Origin of the sequence: Lewinella sp. W8 (assembly GCF_004375085.3) — a bacterium.
Taxonomy (GTDB): domain Bacteria; phylum Bacteroidota; class Bacteroidia; order Chitinophagales; family Saprospiraceae; genus Neolewinella.
The window spans coordinates 25125-39858 of record NZ_SNAQ03000028.1 but is presented as its reverse complement, the minus strand read 5'-3'; the positions used below and the strand labels follow the sequence as shown (position 1 = coordinate 39858).

Annotated in this window: 12 protein-coding genes; 5 read left to right on the top strand and 7 right to left on the bottom strand. The window is 53.9% G+C overall.

What is annotated here, in order from left to right; all coding sequences use genetic code 11:
* Positions 1 to 9 precede the first annotated feature (9 nt).
* A complete protein-coding gene (locus E1J53_RS22610) occupies positions 10 to 1635 on the bottom strand; it encodes a DUF1800 family protein (RefSeq protein WP_134274691.1) in 1626 nt (541 codons plus the stop codon).
* A 302-nt stretch (positions 1636 to 1937) separates the two neighbouring features.
* On the opposite strand from E1J53_RS22610, the gene E1J53_RS22605 reads away from it, so the two are divergent.
* Together E1J53_RS22605 and E1J53_RS22600 are read left to right on the top strand one after the other, a co-directional pair.
* Positions 1938 to 2288, top strand: a complete 351-nt coding sequence (locus tag E1J53_RS22605; RefSeq protein ID WP_134274692.1) for a single-stranded DNA-binding protein — start codon at positions 1938 to 1940, stop codon at positions 2286 to 2288.
* Positions 2285 to 2605: a single-stranded DNA-binding protein gene (locus tag E1J53_RS22600; RefSeq protein ID WP_134274693.1), complete on the top strand. Its 321-nt coding sequence runs from the start codon at positions 2285 to 2287 to the stop codon at positions 2603 to 2605. Before E1J53_RS22605 ends, E1J53_RS22600 begins: the two co-directional genes overlap by 4 nt.
* A 185-nt stretch (positions 2606 to 2790) precedes the next feature.
* On the opposite strand, the gene E1J53_RS22595 is transcribed toward E1J53_RS22600, so the two are convergent.
* The 3 genes from E1J53_RS22595 to E1J53_RS22585 form a co-directional block, all read right to left on the bottom strand.
* Entirely contained in the window at positions 2791 to 3555 is a 765-nt protein-coding gene (locus tag E1J53_RS22595; RefSeq protein WP_216650093.1) for a succinate dehydrogenase/fumarate reductase iron-sulfur subunit, read from the bottom strand.
* Between the two features lie 90 nt (positions 3556 to 3645).
* Positions 3646 to 5640 carry a fumarate reductase/succinate dehydrogenase flavoprotein subunit gene (locus E1J53_RS22590; protein ID WP_134274694.1) on the bottom strand — a complete coding sequence of 665 codons (1995 nt, stop codon included), beginning with the start codon at positions 5638 to 5640 and terminating at the stop codon, positions 3646 to 3648.
* Positions 5641 to 5666: 26 nt separating this feature from the next.
* A complete protein-coding gene (locus E1J53_RS22585) occupies positions 5667 to 6356 on the bottom strand; it encodes a succinate dehydrogenase cytochrome b subunit (RefSeq protein ID WP_134274695.1) in 690 nt (229 codons plus the stop codon).
* Positions 6357 to 6783: 427 nt separating this feature from the next.
* Here E1J53_RS22585 and E1J53_RS22580 point away from each other — a divergent pair, with 427 nt between their 5' ends.
* From E1J53_RS22580 to E1J53_RS22570, 3 genes are all read left to right on the top strand, one after another.
* Positions 6784 to 7653 (top strand): hypothetical protein, encoded by an 870-nt coding sequence (locus E1J53_RS22580; protein WP_134274696.1) that lies wholly within the window; start codon positions 6784 to 6786, stop codon positions 7651 to 7653.
* A 261-nt stretch (positions 7654 to 7914) separates the two neighbouring features.
* Positions 7915 to 10923, top strand: a complete 3009-nt coding sequence (locus E1J53_RS22575; protein ID WP_368671771.1) for a histidine kinase — start codon at positions 7915 to 7917, stop codon at positions 10921 to 10923.
* A gap of 7 nt (positions 10924 to 10930) precedes the next feature.
* Entirely contained in the window at positions 10931 to 11647 is a 717-nt protein-coding gene (locus E1J53_RS22570) for a LytTR family DNA-binding domain-containing protein (RefSeq protein ID WP_134274698.1), read from the top strand.
* Positions 11648 to 11793: 146 nt separating this feature from the next.
* Here the strand turns inward: E1J53_RS22570 and E1J53_RS22565 are convergent, their stop codons facing one another.
* The 3 genes from E1J53_RS22565 to groES all read right to left on the bottom strand — a co-directional run bounded on the left by E1J53_RS22565 (position 11794) and on the right by groES (position 14492).
* Positions 11794 to 12294 carry a GbsR/MarR family transcriptional regulator gene (locus E1J53_RS22565; protein WP_134274699.1) on the bottom strand — a complete coding sequence of 167 codons (501 nt, stop codon included), beginning with the start codon at positions 12292 to 12294 and terminating at the stop codon, positions 11794 to 11796.
* 194 nt (positions 12295 to 12488) lie between these two features.
* Complete coding sequence (gene groL, locus E1J53_RS22560) at positions 12489 to 14138, bottom strand: chaperonin GroEL (RefSeq protein ID WP_134274700.1); 1650 nt, start codon at positions 14136 to 14138, stop codon at positions 12489 to 12491.
* 87 nt (positions 14139 to 14225) lie between these two features.
* Positions 14226 to 14492: a co-chaperone GroES gene (gene groES / locus E1J53_RS22555; protein WP_134274701.1), complete on the bottom strand. Its 267-nt coding sequence runs from the start codon at positions 14490 to 14492 to the stop codon at positions 14226 to 14228.
* Positions 14493 to 14734 lie beyond the last annotated feature (242 nt).

Here is a 14734-nt window from a genome sequence, read left to right as displayed (position 1 = left end):
GTGCGGGGATTATTGTACCTGAAATTCAGCGAGTTGAAGGAAGCCGTAGGCCATTTCTTTTAGCCGGTTTTCCACCGACATTCGGGTGGCTTCGTCAAATGGGTTTTGCAGATAGTTGTTGTACTCACTACTCCAGACGAAGTCCTGTAAACCCGGCAGTAGCAGTTCCTTTACGGCCGTCAATTGCTCTTCCCGCAGGGGTTGGGGAAGTAGCCGATCCACGAACTCCTCAATCATGGTGTTGGGGTTGGCCGGATTTCTGAAATCGTCGATGAAGGCCAACCAGTCTATTTCGTAGCCCGAGCCATCCCAGAAGAAGCGGCGCAGGGTACATCGGCGGATGTGGTCGGTCCGGCGTTGGATGGTGGAAGTATTGAGCCATAACCTGGCGTAGCTTGGCTCCTGGTAATAGGCTTCCCAGCCGGCCACACTTGGCGGAAGGGTCATCTGCATACCCGTATCCCGGGCGTGGAAGAACGCTACCCGTGCGGCCCGGTAACGATCGTAAACGTCTTCCCATCCTTCGTACCAGGCCAGGGGGCGGAAAAGGCTCTGGACGAAATCCATCGGGGTTTTAATCTGGTTACCAATGATCCCTGCCTGGTAGAAGTGCTCGGAAGCAAGCAGGGCTTCGATGGCCGGCCCCACCACGTAATCGTTATCGATCAGAATTTGCGCCATGGGCTCGATGACGTTCGTTTCCACCGCATCGTCAATGCGATAATAGACGAAGAAGCGGTAAAGCTTGCGGCAGAGGTAGCGCGCTACTTCATCCTGCTGGAAGATGATGTCCACTACCTGCCGGTATTCGTTTTCGTCGCCGTTAGGAATTTGGACGTTACCAAAGCGTTCACTCAACTGCTTGGTGGAAGTATCGTGGCGATTGGGGACGTAGTAGCTTTCCGGATAATTCTCCGGGTCGGTGCTGTTGAAGTAGCGCGTGCGCCAGCCGGTAAAGGCCTTGGCCAGCTCTACAATATCTTCTTCGGTATAGGTCGTGTAGTCTCCCGGGCCAACCTGTGGCCCCTTACCGATGGTGAAAAGCTCCAGGATTTCGCGAGCATAATTTTCGTTCGGATTGGCCGCCGTGCTCTGGTTTCCGTTGAGGAACTGCAGCATGTAGGGATCTACCGTCATTTGTCTAACGAGTTCGCGAAAGTCCCCGGTAGCGAAATTCCGGTACCGCGTAAGGAAATCGTACATGAGGTTAGACTCATTAATGCCTCCCATGCCGAAGTGATTATGCCAGAAGAGCATCATCTTATCCCGGACATTGAACCCCTGTTCGGCGGTGCTGAGAAACCACCAGGACTCCATGGCGCGTCTGCGGGCCCCCTGGTCGGCATTCCGATCATCGGGTGCAAGGTGACTGCCGATAAAGGATTCTCCCCGGTTGAGCGTCGGATGCGATTCGTAGTCGTAGTATACCGGAGGACTCGGCAGCGCAATGGATTCAAATAGTTTACTAATGGATCCCGCCAGGCCAAGATTGACGGCCTGATCGATTTCGGATTTAAGGGGAGCGAAGGTTGCTCGGCGCAGGAGATGGGCCGCCTGAATGTTGGTCCATGGGCCGGCGTAAGGCGCAAGGCTGGTGGTCACCGTCACGGAAGGGAGGGAAAAGGTCGTGGACATACGCGATAGTTTAATCTTTCCTGCGTTGAGCAAAGATCAGCGGTGAAAAACAGTTTTATACCTGGGGAAGACTCAGTCGTGGCTGAGTTGTACGCACAATGTAGTGATAAACCTATGTATAAAATGCTTGAAGGTTGAAAAAACTAACGTTAAACTTAATCAAGAGAGGAAGACACTAGCCTGCAGCAAAGATCATAGGGCCACAATAAGCGTAATTAAACGCATAAAAACGTAAGTATACGTTTATTTGACGCTTAGCATGAGGGTGATGCCGGACCTTGCGGGTCAACAAATGCTTCAATATGGTACAGGCAAGGAATATGGTGCAACTGATCGGAGTGACGGGAAATACTCCGGAAATTTTTCAGCTTTCGGACGGAACCTACCGGACGAAGGTGCGACTTTATCAGGGGACGGCCGGGGGGCAACGACAGATGTTTCATCTGGTTGCCTGGGGAGCCATCGCCAAATCCCTTCACCGCACGGTCGGTCAGGGAGATCAGGTGTTGGTGCAGGGGGTGCTGCGTAACCGAACGATTCCCCTGGGGGAAGGGGTAATGGTGCGCACCGAAATTCATCTGACCCAGTTTTTGCAACTACGGCGGGGAGCGGGCAAGAGCCCGTCACTGGTCGCTAAAATCCGGGAAGAATGAATTGCCTCACGCTGATCGGTCGGGTGGCCTTGCCACCCGTCTACCACTGTACCAAGGCTGGTCACGACCTTACGCGATTTACGCTCAATGCTTCCCCCGGGACGGAAGGGGAGGACACGCACGAATGTATCTCCTGGGGGCCGGCCGCACTTGATCTGCACGAAAATCTGCGAGTGGGTGACCGGCTAATGCTCCGGGGGAGGTTGCGGTATAAATGGCGACAGCTACCGGGCGGCAAGCGGTTTCGGATGGCGGAAATTGCGGTGCGCAGTTATACCTACCTCGGCCACGGAGGAATGGTTGAATATCGACGGTAACGTGAGTTTGGCCATCCGGCAGTGCTCAATGATTCTGCTTTGCAGCACCTGGCGGAATTAACCGGGCCTCAAAATCTGCGATTTTTTGGACGCTGCGAGGAAACAATCCGACATTTGGGTTTGCCGCAAAAAACAAAGCCCATGGCAACTGCTGCTGCCATGGGCTTAAAATTCAATCCGAATACTTATTTCGTAGAGCCGATGCTTGACGTGAGGTATTCCCGGTTGAGGCGGGCAATGTGCTCAACGGAAATGCCTTTGGGGCACTCGGCTTCGCAGGCAGTTACGTTGGAACAGCGGCCAAAGCCCTCCGCATCGTGCTGAGCGACCATCCGCTGGGCCCGTTCGGCGGCTTCCACCTGTCCCTGGGGCATTTGCGCCAGGTGGCTGACCTTGGCGGCGGTGAACAGCATGGCCGACGCATTGGGGCAAGCAGCTACGCAGGCTCCGCACCCGATACAGGTGGCTGCGTCCATGGCGTGGTTGGCCTGGTCTTTTTCGATAGGGATGGCGTTGCCGTCCTGAGCCTGTCCGGTATTGACGGAAATGTAACCACCGGCCTGGATGATGCGGTCGAAGGAGTCGCGGTTAACCACGAGGTCCTTCACCACGGGGAAGGCGGCGGCGCGCCAGGGCTCAATGGTGATGGTGTCTCCATCCTTGAAGTGGCGCATGTGCAGCTGGCAGGTGGTGGTGCCCTGCATGGGGCCGTGGGGGTAACCATTGATGACCAGGCTACACGTCCCGCAAATGCCCTCCCGGCAGTCGTGCTCGAAGGCAACGGGTTCTTCCTTTTGGGAAACGAGCTGTTCGTTCAGTACGTCCAGCATTTCGAGGAAAGACATGTGTGAACTCACGTTGTCAACCTGGTAAGTTTTGAACTGGCCCTTGGTGTTTTCACCTTGCTGTCGCCAGATCTTGAGGGTAAGCTTCATGTTATCTGCTCCCATGATGAATTTTTTTGTGGCTCCTTTCCCAGATCATGGCACCTGCGTTTACGCCAAAAGGTAAGGGCGGGTGACGGGAAAAGGCCGGGCCAATTATTTGTAGGATCTGGTTTTCAGCTCCACGTTTTCGAAGATGAGTTCCTCCTTGTGCAGGATGGGGTCGTTGTCATCCCATTCCCAGGCAGAGACGTAGGCAAACTCATCGTCCCGCCGCAGGGCTTCTCCTTCCTCGGTCTGGTATTCTTCTCGGAAGTGTCCACCGCAGCTTTCCTGCCGGTCCAGGGCATCGAGCATCATCAGCTCGCCCAGTTCCAGGAAGTCGGCCACGCGCAGGGCCTTTTCCAGCTCGGGGTTGTATTCCTTGGCGGAGCCGGGAACGAACAGGTCCTGGTAGAATTCCTCCCGGAGTTCGCGGATCATTTGTCTCCCCTTGGTCAGTCCTTCGGCGTTGCGGGCCATACCACAGTATTCCCACATGATTTTGCCGAGACGGCGGTGGAAGCTTTCGGCCGATTGATTGCCACCGATGGACATCAGGCGGTCAATCCGCTCCTGGGCTTCTTTTTCCGCGGCCAGGAATTCGGCACCGTCGGGATCAATGGTCGGCGTACGAATCTCGTCGGCCAGAAAAGTACCAATGGTGTAGGGCAGGACGAAGTAGCCGTCCGCAAGTCCCTGCATGAGGGCGGAGGCCCCCAGCCGGTTCGCGCCGTGATCGCTGAAGTTAGCTTCTCCGGAAGCAAAGAGCCCGGGGATGTTGGTTTGCAGGTTATAATCGACCCAAAGCCCACCCATGGTGTAGTGCACCGCGGGGTAGATTTTCATGGGCATCACGTAGGGGTTTTCCCCGGTGATTTTTTCGTACATCTCGAAGAGGTTGCCGTACTTCTCGGCCACGACGGCCGTGCCCAACTCCTTGATGCGGGCCTCGCTGGCGTTGTACTCGTTCAGGGTGTTGGCGCGGCTCTTTCCGTAGCGCATGATGGCGTCGGCAAAGTCCAGAAATACCGCCAGGCCCGTGGGGCTCACTCCGAGACCTTCGTCACAGGCCGTCTTGGCGGCCCGGCTGGCGACGTCGCGGGGGACGAGGTTTCCGAAGGCGGGGTAGCGGCGTTCGAGGTAGTAGTCACGGTCTTCTTCCGCGATGTCGGTTCCCTTCTTCCGTCCTTCCCGGATGGCCTTGGCGTCCTCCTGATTTTTGGGCACCCAAACCCGACCGTCGTTACGAAGCGACTCCGACATCAGCGTCAGCTTAGACTGGTATTCGCCGGAAACGGGGATGCAGGTGGGGTGAATCTGAGTGAAGCAGGGGTTGGCCATGTAGGCGCCCTTTTTTACTACCCGCCAGGCGGCCGAGCCGTTGGAGTTCATGGCGTTGGTGGACAGGTAGAAAACGTTGCCGTAGCCCCCCGTACCCAGCACCACACAGTGGGCGGCGTGGCGCTCGAGTTCTCCGGTGAGGAGGTTGCGGGCGATGATACCGCGGGCTTTTCCGTCCTGGATCACCACGTCCACCATTTCGTGGCGGTTGAACATTTGCACGTTGCCCAGGCTGATCTGACGCGAGAGCGACTGGTAGGCGCCCAGCAGCAGCTGCTGGCCCGTTTGTCCGCGGGCGTAGAACGTTCTACTAACCTGGACACCTCCGAAAGAGCGGTTGGCGAGCAGGCCGCCGTATTCACGGGCGAAGGGAACGCCCTGGGCTACGGCCTGGTCGATGATGTTGACGCTGACTTCCGCCAGGCGGTGTACGTTGGCCTCGCGGCTGCGGTAGTCACCACCCTTGATGGTGTCGTAGAAAAGGCGGTAAACGCTGTCACCGTCGTTTTGATAATTCTTGGCGGCATTAATTCCTCCCTGAGCGGCAATGGAGTGTGCTCTGCGGGGACTGTCGTGGAAAGTAAAGGCCTTTACGTTATATCCCAGCTCTCCGAGCGTGGCGGCGGCCGCGCCGCCGGCCAGACCGGTTCCGACTACGATGACCTCAAGACGACGCTTATTATTCGGCGCCACCAGGGGCATGGAAGAGCGGTACTTGGTCCACTTTTCACTGAGTTCTCCGGGGGGGACGTTAGATTGAAATGGCATAATATATTTTTATCGTCGTTGATAGTTTACGCAAACAGGTACATGTAAACGGGAATCACGGCAAAGCCCAGCGGAACCGCTACACTGTAAATACGGCCCACCGTTTTGATGAGCGGCGTGTATTTACGGTGATTCAGGCCCAGGGTCTGGAAAGCCGATTCAAAGCCGTGCCAGAGGTGAAAGGCAATGACCAGCATGCTTACCACGTAGATGCCTACAAAAACCGGATTCTCGTAAACCGCGGCCACCAGAGTGTAGAGGTCCTTAACCGGTTCTCCACCGTAAGCCACCATCTCCGTATTGCCCAATTTCATTTGCAGCCAGAACTGGTACATGTGCAATAGAATGAAGACCAGAATGATGATCCCCAGGGCGCCCATCCGGTAGGAAGCCTTGCTGGCACCCGCCGTTCGGTTCACCTTCACGGCGTATCCTTCCGAGCCACGGGCTTTTTTGTTTTTCATCCAGAGAGCAATGCCCTGGAAGGCGTGCAGCAGGATGAAAAAATAGAGGCCGTAACTGGTGAATTTGATTAATGGATTGTGCGTCATGAAGTACGCGTATTCATTAAAGGCCTGCCCACCGTCACTCCACATCAGCTGAACGTTACCAGCAAGGTGAACGATAAGGAAGGTGATTAGGAACAAGCCAGTCAAAGACATCACCAACTTTTGTCCAATACTGGAGGTGATGAAACGACCAAACCAAGTCTTCATAGGTAGTTAGATTTTGCTAAACACGGCAAAGCTAACTGTTAAAGGGCAGAAGTAATAAATGGTTTGGTGTCGATTCCGGAGCAGCTTTTGTTTAGACTTGTTCTAATTAATTGAGGCGCTTTGATCCCGTTTTCCAAACGGCAGTGGGTGTCTTGTTGGAAGCCCAGGCCTGCCGGAGTATTGCTGGCTTGTGAGCGCAGGGAGGAAATATAGTAGGGGCGCGGAGCGCAGGTGCCATGCACCAACCCAGAGGCTTTTCGGGCAATTTTTTTACCCTACATTTTCGGCATCAAGCGTCCCCGGTGCTTCTCGCCACCAGGTTCGTAGCAGAATCCCACCAAGAAATCACCAGCTCTCTGGGGGCACCCCGCAGATGCGGATAAACGAGGGGTGGACAATAACCTTACTTTTTGCCTACCTTTCCCGTATGGTCCGTTTCTCTTTGTTTTGTACGCTTTCCCTCTTGCTGCTGGGCTGCACCCGGGAGCCCCCGGCAGACGCCGGGTTAATGTCATATTCCACCACCGAAGATTCGGCGACTTACTATTACCGACTAGGTTGGAAAGAGATCATGGATGACGGCTGGTACGGTCCTTCAGAGCAGAGCTACCGCAAATCACTGGCTTTCGATCCTGACTTTTTACTGGCCAAAAGCACGCTGGCCAGGCTAACCCTCGATCGATCGGAACGGCTCCGGTTATACGAGGAACTTCGGAAGGGCCTGCCTTCCGTTACGGGAGCGGAACGCCTGGCCCTGGAGGTGTATATGGGCTTTACTCACTTTACCAATCTTCGGGAGGCGGGCGCGGATTCTACCGCCGCGGTACTGAGCCGGGTCTTGTCCCTGGCGGAGAAAAACTTCGGCGAGATCATCCACCGTCACCCGGAAGAGACCTACCTGAAGGCCGAATATTTTGAAGTCCTCCACAGTGTACACGGACCGGAGAAAGCCCTGGACAGTTTGCGCCTGCTGACTTCTGCTGCGCAGCGACGTGCTCCCTTCATCCGGGGCTTCGAAGTATCCCTACTGGCGGAGATGGGCGAATTTGCCGTCGCCAAATCTTTGGCGGATAGCCTGGCGGCGGGCCTTCCCGCTGACCTTCCCAAACCCCACGCCGTGTACGCGGACTTGTACTTCCAAATGGACAGCTTCTCTCTGGCCCGCTCCTTCGCCGCCCGGGCCGTTGAATTGGACCACCGAAATCTGGACGCCAGCCGACTACTCAGCAGGTCAGAATCGGCGATAAAGGAAGCTTTTTCAGGAATAAAGGAGGATAAATGGGAGAAAAAGGACTAAAGCCTTTTGCTCCGGTTACCGAATATTAAGTAAAACTAACCGCTTATTAAGGTGAGTGGAATTAAAACAGGATTAAATGTGATATTTGTTGGTACAAGAACTTTAAGTCTGAAGGATTTATTCAGCATCAGGACCTACAGTGAACTCTCTCGGATTAAATCAAATCTTCTAGGTCTCAAATTTTCAATTTTTGTTCTTTGCTGGGCACGCTTCCCATCATTGAAGCCCCTTGTGCTTGGCAAAGCGTTTGTGTTGTTCATAGTGTATTGTTGGGCGGGTGCTGCACTAGGTGCACAGACCGCCCAACTTAGTTTTAAGAACCTGGGAACGGAAGCGGGCCTCCCAAGTTCCGAGGTTTATGTCTCTTACGAGGACCATCAGGGCTACATCTGGTTTGGAACGGACAACGGACTGGCGCGCTACAACGGCTACGATTTTGACATTTTTGACAGCCGTCATGGCCTTCAGGACGTCGTGGTCTTTTCTATTGTATCCGGTCCCGAAAATACTCTTTGGGTTTCCACCTACACCGGCAGAGTCTTCTATCTGGAAGGGGATCAATTTGTGCCCTACGAGAACAACGATATTCTGCTGGACATCAAGCGCAACACTCCCTTCCTGGTAATTTTAGGGGTAGAACCCTCGGGAAGCCTGATCCTCAACGTACGGCACGAAGGGATTCTGCGCCTGACCAGGAATGGAACCCAGGAATGGCTGACCGATAGACAACAAGATGCCATGTATCTGGTGGAGGAGATCGAGGGGCGAAACAATGGGCAAGGGCTGACCTCCATCAACAAAGGAAATTTAGTATTCCCCATGCCTTGGGTCAGGCAAGACTCGCTGGTGATCCACACGGGTAATTATAATGAGTGGTCCGAAAAGCACTACCTCAAACTAAGGAAGGAGCCCAGGTTGCCGTACGTCAGTTACGGCGCTAAATTCAACACCGAAGGTCCGTGGGACCTGGCCTTTGTTACCACACGTTTCTTTTACGGTAAGCTTAAGGGGGAAGACATTTTTTCGGTACCTCTGGAGACCAATGCCGTGAATTATATGATGCCCGATAACCAGGGCGGTATCTGGCTTTGTTCCTCGCTCGGAAGCGGACTATTACACCTTGCTTTCGATCCGGAAACCAAGCAAATTACGACAATGGACTCTCTGCTGACGGAATATTCCATCAGCTATTGCATGTATGACCGCCAGGGTGGTTTATGGATTTCAACCCTGGACAAAGGGGTTTTCTACAACGCCTTCCCAACCACCGTGGCTTGTCCCATGCGCCAGAAGCTGCCCAACTCCAGGGCCCTTTCGGTAGCCCTGGTTGAGGATGAGGGGGTTTACGCGGGTTTTGCCAACGGAGAGTTGCACTATGTCGACTTCAATTCCATGGAGAGCCGGAAAATTTACCCCAATGACCCGGCTCAGGAAGAAAATCTATTCAAGTTCTACGAGGTATTTTACGACAAGGCCTACGGTCGCGTCCACACCTCAAAATTTTCCTTCCTTCACCCCTTCCCGCAAAACGGTAGTGAATCTGACCTGCAGCGGTATTTCTCTCCCGAGGGAGGACGGGTTAAGCCCATAAAGCGTTTATCCATACCATGGGACTCCACGGCCGGGGAGTTGGGTTTTTCGGCCAGTATTGAAATTGGTACCCTTGATCGGGCCAGCGGACGGGTGAAGGACTTCTTTTCCACCTTCGATGGAAAGGACGTTCAGGGGCCCCAGTACCTTTACGTGGACAAAGGAGGAAAAAACCTGATTGGCACCTTGCACGGTCTGTATGAGTTGGAGGAATCCTTAGAGATAGGTCGCCCGGACATTGATTTTTCGGGAAAGGACGAACGGGTGGAAGTCATCCATCAACTGAAAAACGGTGCTTACTTGTTTGGTACCCGGGGAAACGGAATCGTTTATTTTGATCCGGCCGGAAAGGAGCGGGTTATCAACATCGATGACGGACTTGCCTCTAACATGGTCCGCGATTTCATCGTGGATGAAGAAGAGGTTATTTACGTAGCCACCCTTAATGGACTATCCGTATTCCGGTTAACACCCGACGGAGAACCGCTGGACGTACGTTCCTTCGGTCAGGAACACGGAATCGTCAGCGACGAAATTCATGGACTGGAAGTTGCTCAGGACGTAGTCTGGCTCGCAACCAGTGAGGGGGTTATGCGATTCTCCATACCACCAAAAGATACGACCTCCTATCCTCCGATCATCACGGAAATTACCGTTGATGGCACCCCGACCTTAATGGATTCCCGGATCAAACTGCGACCGGGCACCAAAAATATTCAGATTGACTACTGTGCGATCGATTTCCATCAGGAAGGAAATATTGCGTATCGCTATCGCATAGATTCCGAAGACGAGTGGACGCAGACGGACGGCGTCTCCGTAATTTATCCCCAACTTCGGCCCGGTACCTACCACTTCGAAATTGCCAGTAAATCCCGGGATGGGGTGTGGAGTACTCCCACTTCATTCAGTTTGATCATTCCCCAACTTTGGTACCGAACCCTATTCGCCCAGATTCTATTTGCGTTAATGCTGATCTCCGGGTTGGTGGTGGCCGTCCTACGCTACGGGCATAATCGACGAAAAGAGCAGACCCTGCTGATTCAAATAAACAACCTGGAACGTTCTGCCCTCCAGGCGCAGATGAATCCCCATTTTGTTTTCAACTGCCTGAATTCCATCCAGAGCTTTATTCTGCAGGACCAGTCGATGGAGGCCGTATCTTATCTGGGCCTGTTTGCCAATCTGGTGCGGCAAACCCTCAATGCCTCGGCAAAGGGTACCCACTCCTTGCGGGAAGAGATCGAGATGCTGGATAACTACCTGCGGTTGGAGAAGCTCAGGTTTAAGGAAGTTTTCAACTACGGCATTCATCAGGCACCGGACCTTCCTCTGGATGATTACCAGATTCCAACGCTACTCATTCAGCCCTTCATCGAAAATGCCGTCATCCACGGCATGAAGGAGCGCGAATCCGGTGGCAGAATTGACGTGTATTTTTCCATGGAAGGGTCAGAACTTGAGGTTTCCATTGTGGATAATGGCCCCGGATTTCAGAAGCAGCACGGCTTCCCCCGCAAATCTATGGGGATAGAAATTACCCGTCGCCGTTTGGAGATGATGCCCCCTACTCCCGACGGCCGAAAGCGCATGGAATTGGAAACTTTACGAGATTTTGAGGGAAAAGTTGCCGGAACTCAGATTATGTTGATGATATTTACACGGAATCTCTCAGAATAGTAGTTGTTTGAAACGTGAAGAGTTAAGCGCACTCGTCATTGATGATGAGGTAGACGCACGTGTCGGAATGCGGAAAATGTTAGAGCGTTGTTGTCCGGAAGTTACCCTGGTTGAGGAAGCTGCGTCCGGAGGACAGGCACTCGATATGGCCAGCAAACATCGCTTTGACCTGGCTTTTTTAGACATCCAGTTGAAGAACGAAAGTGGTCTGGATCTGGTCGATCGCCTGAGAACGTTCTGCCCCAACATCATTTTCGTAACCGCCCATGAGGAGTACGCCGTGAGGGCTTTTCAGACGGAGGCCATTCACTTTCTCCTCAAACCGGTGGAACCCCGTTTGTTGATCCAGGCGGTAAACCGGGCAAAAACTGCTTCGGTGCCGTCCTCTCCGGAAGAGCAAATAACGATTGGTCCCAGATCGGGTGGGGTGGTGGTCTCTGCCTCAGAATTACTCTACGTGAAGGGCGACGGGAATTATTGCACCTTTCACTGTACCGAGGGTCGCGAGTTCTTTTTTTCGGGAAACTTGGGCCATTACACCTCGGTGTTACCCGGATCCAGGTTTTATCGAATCCATCAGTCCTTTCTGGTGCAACTGATGGCGGTAGATGGGGTAAGGGCCCATAAAGGTCAGCTTCAGGTTGTACTGGCTAATGGCGAATGCCTGCCGCTGGCCAGGCGACGCAAGGAAGGGTTTATGAAATTGATGCAGGAACAGCGATAGCGAATCGTTCGGCCCGGAGGGTTTACGCAACTAGCCTTTGGCAACGGCCCCGAGTTCCGTATTGCTCGTCGGGATCGCTGATTTTAAGAAAATGCAGCGGCGTGCAGGTGCCGGGATTTCGCCAAAAAGCCAAGTAAACCGGATGCCTACTTGATCATGGACAGGAAGGTGCTGAAGAACCAGTTGGAATCAACTTTGATCAAAGCATCCAGTGCAGAATCCGCTTTGTAACTGTAGAGCTTCAGGTCCTTCACCACGCTACGGAATTCCTTGGCATCCTCGTCGTTGCCCTCGATACCCGTGAGCTCATCGAGCAGCCGCAACATGGGTTCCAGCTCCCGCTTCTTTCGGGCAATGATGATGCTCTTTACCACTTTAGACATATCCTTCTCGGCCACGAAGTATTCCTTCCGCTCACCGGGGATCAGCTTTTTGTGGGCTAGCCCCCAATCTACCAACATCCGCATGTTGGTATTCACGTTTCCCCGACTGATCTGGAGTTCCTCCATAACGTCATCGGAGCTTTTGGGGGTGTTGGACACCAGTAGAAGAGCATGGATCTGGGCCATCGTTCGCGTGACGCCCCAACTACTGCCGAGCGCACCCCATGCTTCAATGAAGCGATCTTTTCCTTCCGTCAGGTCCATTCGACTGGCTTGTGTTCGTGAGTTGTCCAAACTAGGGCGTTGAAATCTTGTACTGCTATGAAAAAGAAAAATTACCCTTAGAGTTTAATCATAACAATAGTTTTTCACTTTATTCAGGAATAAATGAAACCCGGCCAGCAGTACGCTGACCGGGTTTATTTTGATTCCGGACTGGGAAGTGTAATCGAGCTTGATTACATCATGCCTCCCATACCGCCGGGCATGCCGCCACCGTGGCTGTGACCTCCCATACCAGCGTCTGGTTCGGGCTTGTCGTTGATCACACATTCGGTAGTCAGTACCATACCGGCGATGGACGCCGCGTTCTCCAGGGCAATCCGGGTAACCTTGGTGGGGTCAATGACGCCCGCCTTCTTCAGGTCTTCGAATTCACCGGTGCGGGCGTTGTAGCCGTAGCTGTCTCCCTTGCCGGTGATTACACCCTGCAGGATCACGCTACCTTCCACGCCGGCGTTATCGGCGATGGTGCGCAGCGGAGCTTCCATGGCCTTACGCACGATGGCTACCCCGATATTCTGGTCTTCGTTGTCTCCGGTCACCCCGTCGAGGGAGTTGATGGCGCGCACCAGCGCAACACCGCCCCCGGCCACGATGCCTTCCTCCACCGCCGCACGCGTTGCGTGCAGGGCGTCGTCTACGCGGTCTTTCTTCTCCTTCATCTCCACTTCCGTGGCGGCACCAACGTAGAGCACGGCAACACCGCCGGCCAGCTTGGCCAGGCGCTCCTGCAGCTTCTCACGGTCGTAGTCGCTCGTGGTGGTTTCGATTTGTTGCTTGATCTGACCGATACGGCCGTTGATCAACTCGTCGCTACCGGCACCATTTACGATGGTGGTATTGTCTTTGTCTACCGTAATTTTCTCGGCGGAGCCCAGCAAATCAAGGGTCGTCTGGTCGAGCTTGTATCCCTTTTCTTCACTGATGACCGTTCCACCCGTCAGGATGGCAATGTCTTCCAGCATGGCCTTACGGCGGTCACCGAAGCCGGGAGCCTTAACGGCAACGACCTTCAGCTGAGCACGCAGACGGTTGACCACCAGTACGCCCAGCGCCTGGCTCTCAATGTCTTCGGCAATGATCAGCAGCGGACGTCCGCTCTGGATCACCTGCTCCAGCACGGGAACGATATCCTGCATGTTGCTGATCTTCTTGTCGTGGATCAGTACGTAGGGATTTTCGTATTCCGTGATCATGCTCTCGGTGTCCGTCACGAAGTAGGGGCTCAGGTATCCACGGTCAAACTGCATACCCATTACCTCATCTACGTAGGTGTCCGTGCCCTTGGCCTCTTCAACGGTAATCACGCCGTCTTTGCTTACGCGCTTCATGGCGTCGGCAATCAGGCTACCGATTTCGTTGTCGTTGTTGGCGGAAATGGCGGCTACCTGCTGAATCTTATCGAAGTCGTCACCGACGACCTCACTCTGACCCTTCAGGTTTTCGATGACCGTCTTGGTGGCCAGATCGATACCGCGCTTGAGGTCCATGGGATTGGCCCCGGCCGTTACGTTCTTAAGACCGGCCTGAATCATGGCCTGCGCCAGTACGGTAGCGGTGGTGGTTCCGTCGCCGGCGATGTCGGCGGTTTTGGAAGCTACTTCCTTTACCATTTGGGCGCCCATGTTGGCCACGGCGTCTTCCAGTTCAATTTCTTTGGCTACCGTTACACCGTCCTTGGTCACCTGAGGGGCACCAAAAGACTTCTGGATAACTACGTTACGTCCCTTGGGACCAAGCGTAACCTTCACGGCATTCGCCAGTGCGTCTACGCCGGCACGGAGTTTTTCCCGTGCACTTCTGTCAAAGCTAATTTCCTTAGCCATTGTAAATATATTTTAGTTGTTTTTGCGGATGATATTGTCCGGATGCACCCGAGGTAATCAGCGGGGTGCATCCTGAGGGAAAGGGAACTAGTCGAGAATAACCAGGATATCGTCCTCGCGCATGATCAGGTAATCCTGACCTTCATAGTTGATTTCCTGTCCGGCATACTTCCCGTAGAGCACGATGTCTCCCTTGGCAACCGTCATCAGGTTACCATCTTTACCTGGGCCTACGGCTACTACTTCGCCACGCTGTGGCTTTTCTTTTGCGGTGTCGGGGATGATGATGCCGCCACTGGTTTTCTCCTCCGCAGGGGCGGGCTTAACCACGACGCGATCGTTGATCGGCTTCATGTATCAGTTTTGTTTTGTTCAAAATTTTGGGTTCTCCATGTACCCCATTGGGTACGAACGGCGAGGCAGCTTGAACCTCACCCGCGCGAGAGCGTGCACAAGCCGTGCCAATTTATCGGTTCGGTCAATTTGTCAGTGTAGGCAGGGGAGGATGTCAGAACTGGCGGTCATAATATTACCGTCCCGTTAATCCTCTACGTGTTTGGGCTCACCATCCGTTTATCAATTATCTTCCTGCTCCC